Genomic DNA, 19,013 nt, shown 5'->3' on the forward strand with positions numbered 1-19,013 from the left:
CTGTCATACCGACAGATAGCGGTGAATAGGCTCGGGGTTGGTACGCAGCCCCTGCACATCCTGCGTTTCATGGACAATGACGCCGTTCTCCATGAACAGACAACGTTGGGCCATGCCCAACACCAGTTCCATGTTCTGTTCGACCAGCAGCACCGTCAGCCCTTGTTCACGCGAAATCCGGCTCAGCACATGGCCTATTTCTTGCACGATATTGGGTTGTATGCCTTCGGATGGCTCGTCCAGCAGCAATAGTTTGGGCTTACCCACCAGCGCCCGCACAATGGCCAGCTGCTGCTGTTGCCCACCCGACATGCTGCCGCCACGCTGTTTGCGCCGCTCATCCAAAATAGGAAAGATCTCGAAAGCCCAGTCGGGAATCTGCTTGGGCAAATCGGGGCGCCCCAACAGACCCATCATCAGGTTTTCTTCGACCGTAAAGTCAGGGAAGATCTCGCGCCCTTGCGGTACGTAGCCCACGCCGCGACGCGCGACTTCATAGGGCCTTAAACCTTTGATAGATTCACCATCCAGGTTGACTGAGCCTTGTGCAACCTGCACGTGACCCATCAGGGCCTTCAAAAAAGTGGTTTTGCCCATGCCGTTACGGCCCAGCAAAGCAACGATTTCCCCTGGCTTGATGTGCATGGAGAACCCGTCAAGCACGCGGCTTCCGGTCTGGTAGCCAGCGACAACGCCATCGACTTTCAACATACTGCGGCCCCTCCGAGGTAAGCGGCGATGACTTCGGGATCGTTCTGTATGTCTTCCAGTCTGCCCTCGCGCACCACACGCCCTCGCAGCATGACGATGACATGGCAATCCAGCTCACGCACAAAGCTCATATCGTGCTCGATGACCAGCACCGTCTTGCCAAACTCGGTTCTCAAACGACGCACCAGCTCGGCCGTTTTCAAGGTTTCGGGCACCGACATGCCGGCCGTGGGTTCATCCAGCAAAATAAGGTCGGCATCTACCGCCAGCAACATGGCGATCTCCAGCCACTGCTTTTCACCATGGGCTAAGGTGCTGACGGCTTGCTCGGCCTTGTGCGTCAGCCCGCACAGATCCAGCAAGGCGGCCAACCTATCGTCGCACTTGGAGAACAAAGTGGCCATCAGGCCAGCTCGCCGATTGGCGGCTGCCAACGGCACGATCAGGTTCTCGGCCACGGAAAGCTCAGGATAGACACCCGGTATCTGGAATTTTCGCGTCATGCCCAAGCCGGCAATACGCCAGGCCGGCAGCCCGGTGATGTCATTGCCCTTGAACAACACCTGCCCGCCTTCGGGCTTCAAGGCCCCCGTGAGCACGTTGAACAAGGTGGTTTTGCCGCAACCGTTGGGGCCGATGATGCAATTGACGCTACCCGTGCTCAAAGACAACGAGAGTTCATTGAGTACCGTAATGCCGCCAAAACGTTTGATGATGGAGCGGGCTTCCAGCATGCCCGCCCCTGCTGTGTCTGCGTCTAGCTTTTGCATTGTTGCGAAGCCTCGACTCGACCCATATCTTTCAACACGTTCATGCGCCCGCCACGTGCCTCGGCGATCAGGATATTGAGGTCGGCATGGCGGTCGCTGGCGCGCAAGTGGACCTCGCCATTGCCCGACATCAGACTCTGCCCGACCAAGGCATCGGTGATGGCTTCTTTATCGTCGCTACCGGCGCGCTTGATGGCTTCTATGTAGAAACGCGTGACCGTGTAATGGGCATCTACGGTATTGCTGACGATGGCCTTGTCGCCATATTTGGCGCGCATCTTGCTGACCAATTCTTTGGCTTCAGGTTTGTCCAGCGCCCCGGTGAAGTTGCAGACCGTGAGTATGCCTTCCGACTCCTCTTGCGTCAGCCCGGCCATATAGTTTTCGCTAAAGCCGAAGAACGCCAGTTTGATACGGTCTTTCAGGCCAGCAGCGGCAAACTGCTTGACGAAGGTAATGGCGTCGGCCCCCACGATAGACATAACCACAACGTCTGCGCCGGAGGACGCAATTTTGCGCAGGGTGGCGGTGTAATCTTTCACCCCCCAAGGCGAGTACTCGTCGCCCACGACTTGCGCCCCGCCCTTGGCAGCATTGGCGGCAACCGCAGCGTTAATCTTGCGCGGCCAGACGTAGTCGCTACCAATGAGATACAGCTTTTTGGAACCTTGCTCGACCAGATAGGGAATGAAGGTATCTACCCACTGATCGGGTACTGAGCTGTACAAGGTAACGTAGCGGCTGCAAGTACCGCCTTCGTAGTCGGTGGCATACAGTAGCGGCGTCTTGTAGCGCTCGACCAGCGGTCGTATGGCGTCACGCTCGGCGCTGGTAACAGCGCCCGATAATGGCATTGACCTTGTAGCGCCGGATGAGCTCATTGGTGCGCTCGACGGCGGTTTTAGGATCCGTCTTGGTATCGGCACGGATGATTTCAAACATGCGTCCGCCTAACACCCCACCGGCCTCGTTGGCTTCGTCGAGTGCCAGCCGCGTGGCTTGGCCGCCTTGTTCACCCAGGGCTTCCAGCCCGCCAGAGAACGGCTGCAACACCCCTACTTTGATGGTTTCAGCCGCCGACGCAAACCTAGGCCAGCCGGCTGCCGCCCCCAAGGCAAGGCCCGCCGACCCCAGTAAAACCGCCCGGCGTCGCTTGAACAATAACTCCGCTTGTTGCCATTCCATGCTTGTCTCCTGATTGGGGGGTGTTGTTGGTTTGAACCGGTTTCTGCAGCCGGTTTCACTCACATTCGACGACGCTAACCGGTGACCCGGTCGTTAGCGCGGCGATAACGGATTCAGACGTACTGACCACGCCGAAGTGTGTGGCAATGTCGTACAAAGAAGAAGCTTGCTCGCGTGGGCCGGTGGCCGCGACACAGTCTTGGGGAACAATGACGCGATAGCCCAAGAAAAAAGCGTCGTGCACGGTAGAGCGCACACAGATATTGGTGACCACGCCCATAACGATGACGGTGTCGACGCGCAAATCCCTAAGGGTAAGGTCGAGATCGGTATTGAAAAATCCAGAGAAGCGGCGCTTAACAACGGTGAAGTCTTGCGCCTCACGTTCGATCTCTGCGACAACTTCCGAGCCCCACTCGCCTTCCATGCAGTGCGGCGTACGCTTTAGAAATTCTCGGTCGCACACCAAGTTGGGGCACCGCCCGGCGTACAGAAGTCGTTGACCATGTCGACGACCAAAATAGCGGTACGTGCCGGATCCAGCTTGACTGGCTGATCCGACGTTTTATGTTCGGCGAAACCCTTGCTCATGCCACCCTCGTAAAGCGGTTTTCATGATTTAGGTTATCACGCGAATTACAATTATTTTAGTACTCGCTATATTAATTTCATAGGGGTTTATATGGATTTCCGTAATCCTTACACACCCCCATACACTTAGCCCAAACTGCTCGCCAAAGTACGACGTACGTCTTCTTCGCTGCGCCCGCTGCGGCGTACGTAGTCTTCCAGTTGGTCGTTACCTATGGTGCCCACACTGAAGTACTGCGACTGCGGATGACTGAAGTAAAAACCCGAAACGCTGGAGGCCGGCATCATGGCGTAAGCGTCGGTCAGCACCATGGAAATGTCTTCACATTCCAGCACGTCGAACATCTCGCGCTTGACGACGTGTTCGGGGCAGGCCGGGTAGCCCGGCGCCGGTCGTATGCCTTGATACTTTTCGTCTATCAATGCTTCGTTGCTTAGTGACTCGTCGGGAACATATCCCCACAGATCTCGGCGCACGCGCGCGTGCATGCATTCCGCAAAGCCTTCGGCGAAGCGGTCGGCCAGGGCTTTGATCATCAGACTGGAATAATCGTCGCCTTCGGCCTCGAAACGTTCGACATGTTTTTCTATACCCAAGCCGCCGGTGACGGCGAACATACCGATGTAATCGAGCACGCCGCTTTCACGCGGTGCGATGTAGTCGGCCAGGCATTTGTTATCGACACCGGCACGCTTGACGCCTTGTTGGCGCAAATTGCGCCAGGTAAACAAAACTTCGCTGCGCGTCTCATCTCGATAGACTTCTATGTCTTCGTCATTGACACTGTTGGCGGGGTAGAAAGCCACTACGCCGTTTGCCGTCAGCCACCTGCCTTCGATGATTTTCTTGAGCATGGCTTGGCCTTCGGCAAACAGCTTGACTGCCTGCTCGCCCACCACATTGTCTTCAAGGATGCCTGGGTAACGGCCAAACAGGCTCCAGGTCTGGAAGAAAGGCGTCCAATCTATGTAATTGGCAATCTCGGCCAGATCATAGTTTTTAAACACACGCCGGCCAATGAATTTGGGCCGGGGTGGCTGGTAGTCTGACCAGTCAATCTCGGGACGAGACTGGCGAGCTTGCTCCAACGGAATCAAGGGCGTGGCCTTGCGCTTGGCATGGCGTTCGCGCACTTGCTCGTATTCGGCCGCCACTTGGGCAATGTAGCCATCGGCCTGGTCTGACACCAACTGCGTGGCCACGCCCACAGAGCGACTGGCGTCTGGCACGTAGATGACGGGGCCGTCGTAGTGAGGGGCAATCTTGACGGCCGTATGAACTCGGCTGGTGGTCGCACCGCCTATCAAAAGCGGCGTCTTGCGATAGCGGAAGTATTCGTCGCGCTGCATCTCGGAGGCCACATAGGCCATTTCTTCAAGGCTGGGCGTGATCAGACCGGACAAGCCAACCATGTCGCAGTTTTCTTCCTTGGCTTTGGCCAGTATCTCTGCGCAAGGCACCATGACGCCCATGTTCACGACTTCGAAGTTATTGCATTGCAGAACCACCGAGACAATGTTCTTGCCTATGTCGTGAACGTCGCCCTTTACCGTGGCAATGACGATTTTTCCCTTGGCGCGCACATCGCCGCCGGCTGCGGCAATCTTCCGTTTTTCTTCTTCAATGAAGGGTATCAGGTGCGCCACCGCCTGCTTCATCACGCGCGCCGATTTGACCACCTGGGGCAAAAACATTTTGCCGGCGCCAAACAAGTCACCCACCACATTCATGCCATCCATGAGCGGGCCTTCAATGACCTGGATGGGACGTCCTCCGGCATCCGCTATCTGCTGACGGACTTCTTCGGTGTCTTCAACAATGAAGGTGGTGATGCCATGCACCAGCGCATGGGTGAGACGTTGCGCCACCGGCTGCTCGCGCCAAGCCAAGTCCTCTTCGCGCTTGGCGCCTGAACCCTTGAAAGACTCGGCCAGCTCAACCAGACGCTCGGTAGGGCTGCGTTCGTCGGCAGCGTCGGTACGCCCAAGCGGCGGACGACGATTCAGCACCACGTCTTCGATACAGGCCCGCAGGGTGGGTTCGATGTCGTCGTAAACACCCAGTTGCCCGGCATTGACGATGCCCATAGTCATACCGGCGCGAATGGCGTGGTACAGAAACACCGCGTGTATGGCTTCGCGCATGAGCTCGTTGCCGCGGAACGAGAAGCTGACGTTGGAGACGCCACCAGAAACCCGCGCATGCGGCAGGTTCTGTGTGATCCAGCGCGTGCCCTCGATAAAGTCGACAGCGTAATTGTCGTGTTCTTCTATACCTGTCGCAATGGCAAAGACATTGGGGTCGAAAATGATGTCTTCGGGCGGGAAGCCGACCTCGTCCACCAATAGACGGTATGCCTTGCCACAGATCTCGATGCGCCTTTGCAGGCTGTCGGCCTGGCCTTCTTCGTCAAAGGCCATCACCACGACGGCGGCGCCATATTTTCGGCACAGCCTGGCCTGATGCAGGAAGGCTTCCACGCCTTCTTTCATGGAAATGGAGTTGACGACGGATTTACCCTGTACGCAACGCAGCCCGGCTTCGATGACCTCCCACTTTGAGCTGTCTATCATGATGGGTACGCGTGCAATATCGGGCTCTGAAGCCACCATATTCAGGAAGCGGCGCATACAAGCCACCGAATCCAACATGGCTTCGTCCATGTTCACGTCTATGATCTGCGCGCCGTTTTCGACTTGCTGACGCGCGACAGACAATGCTTCGTCGTATTTTTCTTCGCGTATCAAGCGCAAGAACATCTTGCTGCCAGTCACGTTGGCGCGTTCGCCCACGTTAACGAACAGGGTTTCTTTGTCTATGCTTAAAGGCTCTAGCCCCGAAAGCCGCGTTTTAACGGGAATCTCGGGCACTTGGCGCGGTGGCAGGCCCGTCATGAGCTTGACGATGGCGCGAATGTGATCGGGCGTCGTGCCGCAGCACCCGCCCACGACGTTGACCAGGCCCGCTTGACCGAATTCGTACAACAATGACGAGGTGTCGGCCGGCGTTTCATCAAAGCCCGTTTCGGCCATAGGGTTGGGCAAACCCGCGTTGGGGTAAACGCACAACCAGGTGTCGCTGATTTTGGAAAGCTCGGCCACATAGGGGCGCATCAGCGCGGCCCCCAAGGCGCAGTTCAAGCCTATGGTAACGGGCCTTGCATGGCGCACGGAGTTCCAGAACGCTTCGACCGTCTGCCCCGACAAAATGCGCCCGGACGCATCCGTTACCGTCCCCGAGATCATGACGGGCAAGCGCTCGCCGCGTTCTTCGAATACCGATTCCACCGCAAAAATAGCCGCCTTGGCATTCAGCGTGTCGAACACCGTTTCAATCAGCACGACGTCGATGCCGCCATCCAGCAAGCCATTAAGCTGTTCGGTGTAAGCCACCACCAGCTCTTCGAAGCTGACGTTACGCGCCGCCGGATCGTTGACGTCTGGCGAGATCGACGCTGTTTTCGGCTGCGGCCCCATCGCCCCCGCAACGAAGCGCGGGTGCTCAGGCGTGCTGTACTCGTCGCACGCCTGCCGCGCCAGCTTGGCGGAAGCCAGATTCAACTCGTAGGCAAGCTCGGGCAAGCCGTAGTCGCCCTGGGCGATGGCGGTTGCACCAAAAGTATTGGTTTCGAGAACATCGGCACCCGCCTTGAGATAGTCGCGGTGGATATCGAGGATGATGTCTGGCCTAACCAGCGACAAGAGCTCGTTGTTACCTTTGACGTCTTTGCTGTGGTCGGCAAAGCGCGCACCACGGAAATCTTGCTCAGTCAGCTTGTGCTGCTGAATCATGGTGCCCATGGCACCATCAAGAATGACGACACGCTTGGCCAGCAAACGTACGAGATCAGAGCCGCGCGTATAGGCGGAGATAGGATAGGGTATGGCGGGATAGGACATGATAGTGGGATTGTAGCGCCGCCCGCGTGCCATGCTACATTGCCGCCTATCACGAACCAGGTGCTTCCGGACGTCGTGCGTCTGCGGAAGTTAAACGGGAAACAGCAGTTGCCGGACCCAAGCCCGATGACCAAGCTGTGCTGCCCCCGCAACGGTTAGCATGCTTTGCATGCCCAGCCCGACACCGGCCTTGCTCTGACCAGACCCGGCTTCGGGGCTCATCATTGGGCTTCGAGCGCCACCTGATTAATCATCGTGTGCGGGGACGCACACGCTCCTGGTGCCTCTTTCATGTTTATTTCGCTTCGCTCGCGTCGCCCTCTGGCGGCTGCACTTTGGCTACTTACGCCACTGGCCTGTGCCCAATCCCCCTCAAACGCTGCCATTGCCCTGGATGACGTGGTTGTCACCGCCAGCCGCATGCCGCAGCTGTCCTCCCAGGTTTTGGGGGACATTACCGTGCTGGATAGCGCCGCTTTGAGACAGTCGGGCCAGAACAGTCTGGCCGAGATACTGGCCCGCCAACACGGTATAGAGTTCAGCACCAACGGCGGCCCGCAAACTGTGACCGGCGCCAATATACGGGGTGCCGGCTCGGGCCACACCCTGGTACTGGTAGACGGCGTACCCATCAATACTGCCACCAATAGCCTGGCTTCCTTGCATACGCTGCCGGTCGCCATGATAGAGCGCATTGAAATTCTGCGAGGTTCGGCCAGCAGCCTGTATGGTTCAAATGCCATAGGCGGCGTGATTCACATCATTACCAAACCCGAGGCCCGTACGGGTACACAGGCGCGCGCCACAGTAGCTTATGGCAGCCGGGCTACCGCACGGGCCAGCGCCTCGGTGGCGGGGGGTGAAAACGGCTGGCGCTATCATCTGGCCGGCAGCGCCGAGCGCAGCCGCGGTTACGACGCCACAGATACGGACACCTTAGGCCATAACCCCGACCGGGACGGCTTTCGCAACACCAGCGTCAGCGGCTCATTGGATTATGAGTGGCGCCCCGAGCAAAGCGTGGGCCTGCAATTTCTGAGAAGCCGCGTGAATGGACAAATTGATTACGACTACCTGCGCACACCCGGCGCAGATGATAAAGGCGTTACCACGCTGGAATCCGTAAGCCTGGCCAGCCGCAACAAGATCAACGATGTCTGGCACAGCACCTTACGCTACACCTACAACCTGGACCGCAGCGAAACCCTTTCGCTGAGCACCAACACCGTCATTTCCACTCGGCAGAATCAGCTGGCGTGGGAGAACCTCCTGACGCTAAGCGAGAACCACTCTTTGTTGCTGGCCTACGAGCACCTGAACCAGCGCGTCTACGGCGATTTGGAAGTCTTCGACCCGGTCACGTTTCAGACGCTGCCCGCCAATTATGACGCCACGCGCCGCCACAACAATGCTTACACCAGTGTTTACAGTGGTCGTTTCGGCCACCATCATGCTCAGGCCAGCCTGCGCCACGACCGCGACTCGCAGTTTGGTGGCGCCACCACTTGGGGGCTGAGCTACGGCTTTGACATCACTTCCGAACTGCGGGCGCGTGTCGCAGCCAATACGGGCTATCAAGCACCAGACTTCAACGAGCTTTATTACCCGGGGATGTCCAACCCCAACCTCAGGCCGGAAAAATCACGCAACCTGGAGGCCGCGCTTGAATATACGGGGGAGCGCTTGTCTTTGGGCGCCACGGTCTATCAAAACAAAATCCGTGACATGATCACCATGACTTGGCCGGATCCCCCATTGAACATCGATAATGCAACGATACGCGGCCTGACGCTGACAGGCCGTTATGCCTTTAACGCATCGACTGCGGTTTGGGCCAGCGCTGACTTCAACAATCCGCGTGACGACGCTACCAACGCGCAACTGCCGCGCCGCGCCAAACGCATCTTTCGCTTAGGGGCCGAACACAAAATCGGCAAATGGCAATTGGGCACCGACTACATGCACGTCAGCCGACGCTATGACGATATGGCCAACACGAAGGCACTGGGCGCATACGGCCTCTGGAACCTGTCTGTGGGCTACGAACTGACGCCCAGACTGACGGCGCGCTTGCACTGGAACAATATTTTGGACAAACGTTATGCCAGCGTTTATGGCTATCGCATGCCACGCACCCATGTCTATGCTGAACTCGCTTGGCAGCTTTAAGCGGTACATGGCCACGCTGGCGGGGCTGATCGCCCTGCCACTGGCCCTGACACCTGCGCTTGGCCAAGAAGCAGCCCCCAACGAAGCGATTCCCGCCAGGGTCATTACCTTGGCACCGCATATCACCGAGCTGATGTTTGCTGCGGGTGCGGGCGACAAGGTAATAGCGACCATCAATAGCAGCGACCACCCTGCTCCAGCGCGCGAGCTTCCGCGCGTAGGCGACGGCGTGCAACTCAATATTGAGGCTGTATTGGCGCATCACCCTGATGTTCTACTTGCCTGGGCACCCACCCATACCTTGCGGGCCTTGCTGCCAACGCTCTCCGCGTCTGGCATCACTCTGCAGTATTCCCAGCCTGCCGTCGTAGACGAGATTCCAGACGAGATCTTGCGTTTTGGCCGGCTTTTCGGCACACAGGAAACAGCGATCCCGTTTGCCGCCGAGTTGCGCCAACGCTTACAGGCCTTACGCGCACTGTATGCGGGTCGGCCACCCGTTAGTGTTTTTCTTGACCTAGGGGACACACCGCTGATGACACTGGGTGATGACACCTTGTTCAACAGCGTATTGGCCTTATGCGGCGGCGTAAATTTGTACGTCGACACGGGGCTACCGGCTCCCCAGGTATCTGCCGAAGGGGTACTGTCGCGAAACCCCGATGTGGTTTTGGTGGCAGCCTCGGTGGGGGGAAGCATGCGCCAAACGCCCTGGAAGGCGCTGGGCCTGCCCGCCGCTTTGCGCAACCACTTGCACGCGGTAAACCCGGACACGCTGCTGCGCCCCGGGCCCCGCCTTATCGAAGCCGCCGAAGATATCTGTCGCCATATAGACGAAGCGCGGCAGTAAAGCCCTGCGCGGCGGCGCAAAGGCCGCCGGCGGTATGTGAGGTTTACGCCTTCAGTTGCTTGGCATGGAAGTTCATATGGTCTTCCATGAAAGTCGAGATGAAGTAGTAGCCGTGATCGTAGCCCTCGTGACGACGCAAGGTAAGCGCTTGGCCGGCTTGTTCGCAAGCCTGCTCGAAAGCCTCGGGATACAGCTGCTCGGCCAGAAAACTATCGGCCATGCCTTGATCCACCAGAATGCCGCCCGGGAAGGGCTGTTTGGATTGGCTCATCAGGTAGGAGGCATCGTGCTGCTTCCAGGCTTGCTGGTCTTCACCCAAATAGCCACCGAAAGCCTTATGACCCCACGGGCAGCGGGTAGGCGCGGCGATAGGCGCGAATGCCGAGACCGAACGATATTTACCATGATGACGCTGTGCCAGTACCAAGGCACCGTGACCACCCATGGAGTGACCAAAGATACCGGCGCGGCTAGCGTCGCCCGGCAAGTCTTCAGTGGCGATCGCAAAGAGCTCTTGGGTAACGTAGCTTTCCATGCGATAGTGCTTATTCCAGGGTGCATGGGTCGCATCTAGATAAAAGCCCGCACCCGTGCCGAAATCCCAGCCCTCATCTTCGCCGGGAACACCTGCGCCGCGTGGACTGGTGTCGCACGCCACCAGCATGATGCCGTGCTGCGCAGCAAAGCGTTGCGCGCCACCCTTGATCATGAAGGTTTCTTCAGTGCAGGTAAGGCCGGCCAAATAAAACAAGACCGGCACTTTGCCTTGCTGTGCCTGCGGTGGCAGATAGACAGAGAATTTCATCGGTAGACCGATGGCTTCGGACTCATGCTTGTAAAACCGCTGTATGCCGTCAAAGCAGCGATGTTCGCTGATGAGTTCAAGCGCACGTGACATCTTTTTTTCTCCTCTGGGGATAAGCTTGGCCGTCGTGAATGCGGCCGCCATCTATAATAGTAACCGGCATGCATACGCTGTCGTACAAGCCTTACCCCTCCTTGCTTTCCAGCCCCCATGGCAAGACTTCCCCGCCTGTACGCCCCAGAAACCCCCCAACTGATCGAGGCTAAATTTGCGCATGCTCTGGCCTCGCCCGAGCAGATCACGCCGGCTCAAACCCTAGACCGCCTGGCAGCATGGCTACATGAATCGTTGGTGGGCCAAGCCTTGGCCTTGCACGGCTGGAGCCTGACGCTGGACCGCCTGTTACTGGTGGCCACCCCCCACGATGATCAGGCCTTGCCCAAACTGGTGCAGGGTTTTGCCAGGCGCTATGCCACCCGCCTTCAGCATGGCCGTGTCTTCGAGCATCGCTACCGCTCCGCTTTACTCCAACCCGGGCGCTGGGTACTGCCTGCTCTGGTCTATGTCGATGCCATGGCGGCGCGGCTCAATCTGGCACCCGAGGCCACACGCTGGCCTTGGGCATCAGCCGCGCATCATGCCGGCACTTTGCCTCAGCCCCAAGAAGGGCTGACGCCTCACCCTGACTACTGGGGGCTGGGAAACACCCCCTACGAGCGCCAAGCCAAGTATCTGGCGCTGCTACAAGGGGGCATGGCGGCCACCGAATTGCAAGAAGTGGAACGCGCCGTGTTCGGCCAATGGGCTTTGGGCGACGCCGCCTTTCTGGAACACATACGCCACCGAGCCAACCGGCGCATCAGCCCCAGGCCTCGTGGCAGGCCCCGCTTGCAAGCCAAGGGCCAGCCACCCAAAAGTTAAAAGCGCCAGTTCGCCTTGATAGAACCACTTGAGCTATGCGCGCGGTTGGACAACACACCGTCATATTGCAACTGCATGTCGAAACCTTTGCGACTGGTCAATTGCACACCCGCCGACAAGCTGCCGTAAACCCGCCCGGTTTCCAAGGTGGTCTGGAATTCCGTGCCGGTGGCAGCCCGCCCCGCCAGGTGCGCATTGGTCTTCCACTTGTCGGTGCTGCTTAGAGCCAGCCCTACACTGGCATAGGGGCGCAGGATATAGCCGCTGGAAAGATCAACACGCCCGCCGACCTCTACGCCTGGCGTTAACACAGCAGTGAATCGGTCAGCAGAATTGACGTTCAGGTTAAGCGCGCCCGCGCCTTTCTCTTGATAAGAGGGCATGCGGGTATAGATCAAGTCCAAGGTCACAAAAGGTTTGACGTAGCTAGACTCTGCACCCTTCATGTAAGAGGCTCGCAGTTGCTGGCCTATCGTCCACACCTTGTACTTGCTGTCGGCTTCGGTATTGGCCAAGCCTATCTTGCGTGTGCTGTCGTAAGAGCCATAGCTGCCATACAAAGAGCCGCCTAGTGTCCAGGGGCCGGTCTCGTATTTGAGCACCGCTCCCAAGTAGGCGGCATCGCCCTTGATGTGCAGTCGGCCATCATCGCCATTCGTAGAGCTGTTTTCGTAAGCTGCGGCAACTCCCAGCATCCAATCGGGGGCTATGCGCCGCTGACCACCGAATTGGTAAGAAGTCGCTCGTGTGCGGGTTGCCGCCGTGCCGTTGTTATCGCCCAAGTGCGTGGTTTTCGTAGCAACGCGCCCCCAAACGCAGCTGCCGTCCGTCGTGACCGCATTGGCACCGGCAAACCATGGGCAGCTGAACAAGTTATCGGCAAAGCCTTTGACCGCGCCCGTAGCAAGCGCCGCCGGCGCCGCCGATGCGCCCAGCGACAGATCGCTCAGGGCCGAGGCATAGCCCGCGCCGCCTTCAGCCGCACTGCGATCCAGCTGCGCATACAAGCTGCTCAGCGCTTCACTGCCGCCTTGCTCCCAGATATCTTGCAAGTGTTGCCCCACCGCGCTTAGGTTGCTGCCGACGGCGTAGGACGAGGAAATCTCGTTGAACCTTGCCTTATCCGCAGAGATCGCCAGTGTGCCGCCCGATTGGCGCGTGCTATAGGTGAACAGTTCGGAAGCCCCTTGCACCTGAGCGCCGGGCGCCAAGGTGCCCGCCTGAAGCACGGTGAGCTCGCGATTGGGCATCAGTGTTTCGGCGGCCACTTGAATCTTGCCATCCAACTGAGCGCGCCCACCCACCCTCAGTAAATCGGTAGTGTGAGCGAGGAAGTCGGCGGCCACATGCAGCACGCCTTGGCTGCCTTGAGTAAAGTCGCCGGTGACCAAAAGCTCACGGCTTTGGGCTGTCTTGCCAATGAACACCTGGCCCTGGTTGTCGATATGGCCTTGTATCAGATCGGCACCGGAGAGCACCCCGTAGTTGGACACCGTAATCGCTTGCGCAGTTGAACTGTTGGCCCCCAAGACATCACCATTCAAGGTGCCGTGGTTTTGTACTTGAAGCGTGCCAACCCCTGTCTGCTTGATCGCTGCTTCGCCCTTCAAGCCATCGACGACTGCACCGGTATTGATGGTGACGGTGTTATTGATTGCCAGCCCAAGAGGGGAGGCACTATCTATCCAGATGCCACCGCCCGTGTGGCTGCTGGCGCCGGAGGCATCTGTGACCACAGCCCCACCCAGCATCAAGTCAGACACCGTGATGTCTACCATGGTGGCGTCTTGCGAAAGCGTTTTCAGATTGCCATAGGTTTGCGCGAAAACGCTCCAGGCATTGGCCCCTGTGACCTGAACGGGGCCATTCAAGCTCATAGCGATACCATCTGAATACCCTTCTTGCTGACTCTGGGACTGATTCACTGCGCCGGCAAAGCTTCCTGCGCTATTACCCCCCAGGCCGCCCGCGGCTGCCAGGCTTTGCGCAATAATGCCGTGGGCGTTCTCACCCTTGGTGAAAATACCGCCGTTACCGTCAGCGTTCAGCGTAAACGTGATTTTTCCGCTGTGTAGACCTTCCATCAGCGCAGCGCTGCCATCACTCCATCCAAGGCTCAAGGGCCCATTGCCGCTATCACCGGCTATGCCGCCTCCACCCGCGATGGACTGCAATACGACACCATGCGCCCCTCGTCCCGAGGTTGAAATATAGCTGTCGTCAGTGCTTGCTCTATTGCTACCCAAGATGATGTTTACCTCGCCACTTTGCGAGCCCGAGGCATAGGACGAAAGACCGGACACTAAACTGGCGGATTGAATATTGGCACCCGCACCTGCAGAGGCGATTCCCCCACTATTGGCAATGGACTGAGCCACAAAGCCAAAAGCGCGATCGCCGCTGGTTTGACTACTTACCCAGGAGTCCACTTCAATGTCGCCGCCATCGCCACCGCCCTCGCTAGTGCCTCTGTCGCCTCCCCCTATCTGCAGATTCAACTGCGGGTTATTGACCGTGCCACTTAAACTGGCGCCGCTGATGGCAGCCACGCCCCCGCCGCCGCCTATGGACTGCAACACAATGCCATGAGAATCGGCGCCCGCTGTCACCACGCGAATAGCACTGTTAGCAGCACTCATGTCGATGAAGCCAGCGTCGCCTCCCCCGCCACCCCCGCCGCCCGTCCCCACCACAAGGGAAGGTTTTTGCAAGGAGTCGCTGGTAATGGTGTCGGTCGCTGCCGCACCCTGCCCACCCCCGCCGCCTATGGTTTGAGCGAGCAATCCGTAGCTGGCGTCTCCCGAGGTGCTGATGACGCCCCGACTGTAATCAGCATTGCCGCTCAGATTCAAATTGATATTGCCGCTATCTCCGCCGACGCCACCACCGCCGCCCACGACAACGCTCAGTTGCGAGACACCACCTGCTCCCTTGGCGGTAGCCGCGCCACCCACACCACCGCCGCCACCTATGGACTGCACCACAATACCGTCTGCATGATCGCCGTTTGTCGAAATGGCGCCGCCATAATTAAGCGTCGCCTGTCCACCAGCCCCGCTCGCGCCGCCGGCCCCGCCCACGGCAACAGACACACCATAGCTGCCCAGGTCGGTATCGGGGGGCGTAGGCGGATTGTTGGGATCAATCGGGCTATTGAGATCGTCAGGGGCGCTAGGATAGGAAGTCGGGCCAGAACTGGCGTCGGAGCCTGCTGAGCCACCCAGCCCGCCCCCGCCACCAATAGACTGCAGCACAATGCCATCGGCATCGCCGCCTTGCGTGGCAATCTGGCCATTGGCGGTGGCAGTCACTGCGCCGCCGTCTCCCCCACCGGCACCCGACCGGCCCACCGACACGTTCACGGTGGCAGCGAACTTGGTCGTGCCGCCTGAGCCGCCATTCGGGTCATCACCCACATCCGCAGCCGAGCCGCCACCCGAGCCATTGCTCCAGGAAACCGGAATGCCAAGGTCGACTGTGACCCCTTGCGAAGCTCCACCCCCACCGCCTACTGACTGCAGCAGCACGCCGCGTGAGCCCGAGCCATAAGTGGTCAAGATGGAGTCATTGGAAAGCGTAGTTTCCGCTGTGCCGCCATTGCCACCATCGCCGCCTTTACCCCCTACCCCGACACCCACGGTAATGGTCTTGCCTTGGGCAATGCCGCCGCTGGACGTACTACCCACGCCCGCATTACCGCCCCCGCCACCTATGGATTGCCCCATCAAGGCATTGGAGTAATCGCTATAGGTGGTGACAGACGCGGCATCATTCAGCGTGAGATTGACCGTAGAGGCATTGCCTGCCGCCCCCCCATTGCCGCCCACCGCTACCTCTACGTTCACTGCAATGGACTGATCTTCAAGTGCGACCGTGCGGCTGAGCGCTTTGGAGTCGCCCGCCGCTCCGCCGCCTCCGGCGATAGACTGCGTCAACACGCCATGCGAACCTTGCCCTCCAGTGAAGATGGCGCTGTTACCTGACAGGGTGACATCGACTTCACCACCCGCCCCTCCCGCGCCGCCTGCCGCGCCTACGGCTATCGACGTCGAAATGGCAAATGAAGGTCCGTCCGGGGTCGGCGCCGCAGCCGCCAAACTGCCTGCCACGGCACTACCGCCATGCCCCCCGCCGCCACCTATGGACTGCGCCAAGATACCGTACGAGTCTGTCACTTGTGAGAACGGCGTCGCCAGCGGCCACGCAGGCGGTGCATTAAGGTCTATGCCAGCAGTGCTAAGGAGCGTATCGGTCAGGCCTACCGTGACTTTAGCGCCGTCTCCCGCGACGCCCCCACCGCCGCCCAACGCAATGCCTACACTCACTCCCACATTGGCATCATAAGCATGGGCGTCGCCGCCACTGCCCCCACCGCCGCCTATAGACTGGGCCAGCATGCCGGGCGCACTGGTGCCTGCCGTGGTGATTTGGGCGCCCGTGGTTTGCACGTTACTCGTAGAGGCGCTACCACCGCTGCCTCCCGCACCTCCAATGGCCAACGAGACAGGAACCCCCACAGCCAGCTGTGAAGCCGAGCCGCCATTACCGCCCCCACCACCTATGGATTGTGCAATCAATCCCGTCGCACCATCACCCGTCGTCGACACCGTTGCCGCCTGGCCATTTGCGTTACTGATGTTCAGTTGCGCAGTGCCGCTGGCACCGCCGCGTCCACCACTACCGCCTATGGTGGGCGTAACGCCCGCAGCGGAAAGCGCCATGACGCTGCCACCGTTGCCGCCCCCGCCGCCTATGGATTGGGCCACAGCGCCATAGGAATAGGCACCGCTCGTCATATGCGTTCCGTTGGCATTCACCGTCACGCTTCCACCGTCGCCTCCGGCTCCGCCTGAGCCGCCAACAGCCGTCAGACCCGCTGCAGAAGCGCCGTTTCCACCCCCGCCCCCAATAGACTGGCCAATCAATGCAGCGGCACCGTCTCCGGTGGTCTTGATGGCACCGTTATTGGTGACGGTGACTTGACCACCTGGGTTAGGGGCCCAGCCTGAGGTATCGGCCCCCGATTCAGCTGACCCGCCGACCGAGAACAAACCCGTAGCAGAGCCCGCAGAACCGCCGCCGCCCCCTATCGACTGCCCAATAACGCCGATAGAGCCAAAGCCTCCAGTGGTGATATTGCCGGAGTGAGTGAGCGTGACCGTGCCGCCGAATCCGCCAGCGCCACCGTCGCCTCCAAGTGCTATGACGCCGTCGGCCATGGCACCCGCGCCGCCGCTACCGCCTATGGATTGCGCGAGAATACCGTGAGCGTGCTGCCCTTGAGTCTGTATGGTGGCCGATGAGTTGATGGTGGCATCGTCGCCATTGCCGCCTCTACCGCCATTGCCCGGGCTGCCCGGCAGACTGCTGGCAAAGTCTTGCCCGGTTCCGCCCCCGCCGCCCAGCGATTGCGCCAACATACCGATGGAAAAGTCTTGTGTTGTCGTCACCTGGCTGTTTGCGTCAGCTGTGATATCGGCTTCAGCGCCGTCACGCCCCTGCCCGGCATCTTTGACCGCACCGCCGCCCTGCCCCCCTATGCTTTGGGCCAAGACTCCAATGGCATTAAGTCCGTTGGTACTGACACTGGTTTGCTGACCCGCCTGGTTCCCCTTGGAAGTGAGCGTCACGCTTGCCGTACCGGCTTGCCCTCCATTGCCGCCGTCGGTGCGGTTGCTGTCCATGCTGTCAGTACCGCCATTGCCCCCAACAGACTGCGCCACCACACCCATCACGTCATCACCGGTCGTGTTCAGGTTGACCCAGTACAAATCGGCGCTAACCGCCCCAGCGCTGCCGCCGTCGCCACCGGTCGCATTGTTCCATTGCTGATCGCCACCCTTGCCGCCCAAGGATTGCACCAGCACGCCGGCGCTCAGGCCCGTAACAGCTTGTGCAACGCCAACATTGATATTCGTGACGGCGCTCAGACTCGACTGACCCGCAGTGAGTTGCGCACCGGCGGCATTGCCACCATTGCCGCCGTTGTCTCCTTCGTAGTTCGTATCGGCCCCCGTGCCCCCGACGCTGCGAGCGAGCAAGCCGACCACACCGTCCGGCGTGTCGGCATTACTGGAAAGAAAAACATTGACATTGCCCGTGCTAAGGAATCTAACGTTGCCCGTGCCACCGCCATTACCCCAGGGCTCTTCGCCCTTGGCCATAATCCCACCGTCGCCGCCTACCGCCTGAGCGACCACGCCCCAAGCACGGGTGCCGCCTTGCAAGTTATCGCTTGAAGTCCCCAAGGTGACATCAGCGTAGTTATCCATCTCTATGGCCTGGGTGCTGCCCCCATTGCCGCCCCAACTATCAATGGGATGCCAGTAATCACCCACGCCGCCGTTGCCGCCTTTGGTTTCCACCAGCGCTCCCATGACACCGTTGGCAAGATTGCCGCCGGAAATCGTGACAGTGGAAGAGTTGACCAGCGTGGTAGAGCCCCCCTGACCACCATTACCACCATCGTCGTTAGAACCGCCTTCTACCTGCGAGTAACCATCACCGCCCACACTGCTTACCCCCACCCCTGTGACCATGCCGGAGGGCGTCGTGTTGCTTAAGTCCAAGGTCACCGAGCCGCTGGTCGTTAACATGCCACCTTGCGCCAGCCCACCGTCTCTGTGGCCCTGATCACCGCCTTCGCTACCGTGCGAGCCTTGACTCACTACCAAGATACCGCTCAAGGGTTCGCCACCCAAGGTAGCTTGCGTGCCGGCTCCAAAGTCATAGACTTGAGTCGGTGAGGTACCGGCTGATCCGGTGATGTTGATCTCGGCCGTATTGGTGATTTGCTGAGGGCGCTCTGAATTGATGATGGTCAGAGGCGCTGTCAGCGGCCCCTGCGGACTGGAAACCGTGCAAACCTGTGGGTTGGCGCCCGTGCAGCTGGACGTGACATCGGCATAGGCGGATGTCGTTAGCGCCAACGAGCCCGAGGCCAGCAAAAGCAGATGACCTGTGTATCCCAAGGCCCCCAAGGCTAGACTTAAAGGCCGTGGAGCCAGAGGCTTGGCGGCGCAAGGCAACACTGAGGGCCGTCGAGGGTGTAGCTGCATCATGATGTGTTTCCAGTACGTAAGGAATTGATGCCCCATAATCGGCCCCACGC

At 59.4% G+C, this 19,013-nt stretch carries 10 protein-coding genes, 1 pseudogene and 1 riboswitch; of the genes and pseudogenes, 3 read left to right on the forward strand and 8 right to left on the reverse strand.

The window, feature by feature from the left end:
- Positions 1-3: 3 nt before the first annotated feature.
- From H0484_RS07580 to metH, 6 genes and pseudogenes are all read right to left on the reverse strand, one after another.
- Positions 4-711: an ABC transporter ATP-binding protein gene (locus H0484_RS07580; protein WP_226953940.1), complete on the reverse strand. Its 708-nt coding sequence runs from the start codon at positions 709-711 to the stop codon at positions 4-6.
- Positions 705-1,481, reverse strand: a complete 777-nt coding sequence (locus H0484_RS07585) for an ABC transporter ATP-binding protein (RefSeq protein WP_226953941.1) — start codon at positions 1,479-1,481, stop codon at positions 705-707. The genes H0484_RS07580 and H0484_RS07585 overlap by 7 nt, the downstream gene beginning before the upstream one ends.
- Positions 1,469-2,666 (reverse strand): annotated as a pseudogene (locus tag H0484_RS07590) (substrate-binding protein). The gene H0484_RS07585 and the pseudogene H0484_RS07590 overlap by 13 nt, the downstream one beginning before the upstream one ends.
- Positions 2,667-2,721: 55 nt before the next feature.
- Positions 2,722-3,093 (reverse strand): cysteine hydrolase family protein, encoded by a 372-nt coding sequence (locus tag H0484_RS07595; protein WP_255644628.1) that lies wholly within the window; start codon positions 3,091-3,093, stop codon positions 2,722-2,724.
- A gap of 17 nt (positions 3,094-3,110) precedes the next feature.
- Positions 3,111-3,257, reverse strand: a complete 147-nt coding sequence (locus H0484_RS07600; protein ID WP_226953943.1) for a hypothetical protein — start codon at positions 3,255-3,257, stop codon at positions 3,111-3,113.
- Positions 3,258-3,383: 126 nt separating this feature from the next.
- The gene (gene metH, locus H0484_RS07605; protein WP_226953944.1) at positions 3,384-7,157 is read right to left on the reverse strand and encodes a methionine synthase; all 3,774 of its coding nucleotides are present in this window, start codon (positions 7,155-7,157) and stop codon (positions 3,384-3,386) included.
- A gap of 41 nt (positions 7,158-7,198) precedes the next feature.
- Positions 7,199-7,364, forward strand: a riboswitch (cobalamin riboswitch).
- Between the two features lie 84 nt (positions 7,365-7,448).
- Between metH and H0484_RS07610 the strand changes: the two genes are divergently transcribed.
- Both H0484_RS07610 and H0484_RS07615 read left to right on the forward strand, forming a co-directional pair.
- The gene (locus H0484_RS07610) at positions 7,449-9,326 is read left to right on the forward strand and encodes a TonB-dependent receptor domain-containing protein (RefSeq protein ID WP_226953945.1); all 1,878 of its coding nucleotides are present in this window, start codon (positions 7,449-7,451) and stop codon (positions 9,324-9,326) included.
- Positions 9,295-10,176 (forward strand): cobalamin-binding protein, encoded by an 882-nt coding sequence (locus H0484_RS07615; RefSeq protein ID WP_226953946.1) that lies wholly within the window; start codon positions 9,295-9,297, stop codon positions 10,174-10,176. The genes H0484_RS07610 and H0484_RS07615 overlap by 32 nt, the downstream gene beginning before the upstream one ends.
- 43 nt (positions 10,177-10,219) lie before the next feature.
- Here the strand turns inward: H0484_RS07615 and fghA are convergent, their stop codons facing one another.
- Entirely contained in the window at positions 10,220-11,074 is an 855-nt protein-coding gene (fghA, locus tag H0484_RS07620; RefSeq protein WP_226953947.1) for an S-formylglutathione hydrolase, read from the reverse strand.
- A gap of 117 nt (positions 11,075-11,191) precedes the next feature.
- Here fghA and H0484_RS07625 point away from each other — a divergent pair, with 117 nt between their 5' ends.
- Positions 11,192-11,902, forward strand: a complete 711-nt coding sequence (locus H0484_RS07625; protein WP_226953948.1) for a hypothetical protein — start codon at positions 11,192-11,194, stop codon at positions 11,900-11,902.
- On the opposite strand, the gene H0484_RS07630 is transcribed toward H0484_RS07625, so the two are convergent.
- On the reverse strand, positions 11,899-18,738 hold the full coding sequence (locus tag H0484_RS07630) for a hypothetical protein (RefSeq protein ID WP_449288524.1): 6,840 nt from the start codon (positions 18,736-18,738) through the stop codon (positions 11,899-11,901). The genes H0484_RS07625 and H0484_RS07630 overlap by 4 nt on opposite strands.
- Positions 18,739-19,013 lie beyond the last annotated feature (275 nt).

The organism is Mesopusillimonas faecipullorum (genome assembly GCF_020539505.1).
GTDB lineage: Bacteria > Pseudomonadota > Gammaproteobacteria > Burkholderiales > Burkholderiaceae_B > Mesopusillimonas > Mesopusillimonas faecipullorum.

Coding starts and splice junctions, on each gene's coding strand:
- H0484_RS07580 (WP_226953940.1), bottom strand. CDS start 711: ATGTTGAAAGTCGATGGCGTTGTCGCTGGCTACCAGACCGGAAGCCGC.
- H0484_RS07585 (WP_226953941.1), bottom strand. CDS start 1,481: ATGCAAAAGCTAGACGCAGACACAGCAGGGGCGGGCATGCTGGAAGCC.
- H0484_RS07595 (WP_255644628.1), bottom strand. CDS start 3,093: ATGGAAGGCGAGTGGGGCTCGGAAGTTGTCGCAGAGATCGAACGTGAG.
- H0484_RS07600 (WP_226953943.1), bottom strand. CDS start 3,257: ATGAGCAAGGGTTTCGCCGAACATAAAACGTCGGATCAGCCAGTCAAG.
- metH (WP_226953944.1), bottom strand. CDS start 7,157: ATGTCCTATCCCGCCATACCCTATCCTATCTCCGCCTATACGCGCGGC.
- H0484_RS07610 (WP_226953945.1), top strand. CDS start 7,449: ATGTTTATTTCGCTTCGCTCGCGTCGCCCTCTGGCGGCTGCACTTTGG.
- H0484_RS07615 (WP_226953946.1), top strand. CDS start 9,295: ATGTCTATGCTGAACTCGCTTGGCAGCTTTAAGCGGTACATGGCCACG.
- fghA (WP_226953947.1), bottom strand. CDS start 11,074: ATGTCACGTGCGCTTGAACTCATCAGCGAACATCGCTGCTTTGACGGC.
- H0484_RS07625 (WP_226953948.1), top strand. CDS start 11,192: ATGGCAAGACTTCCCCGCCTGTACGCCCCAGAAACCCCCCAACTGATC.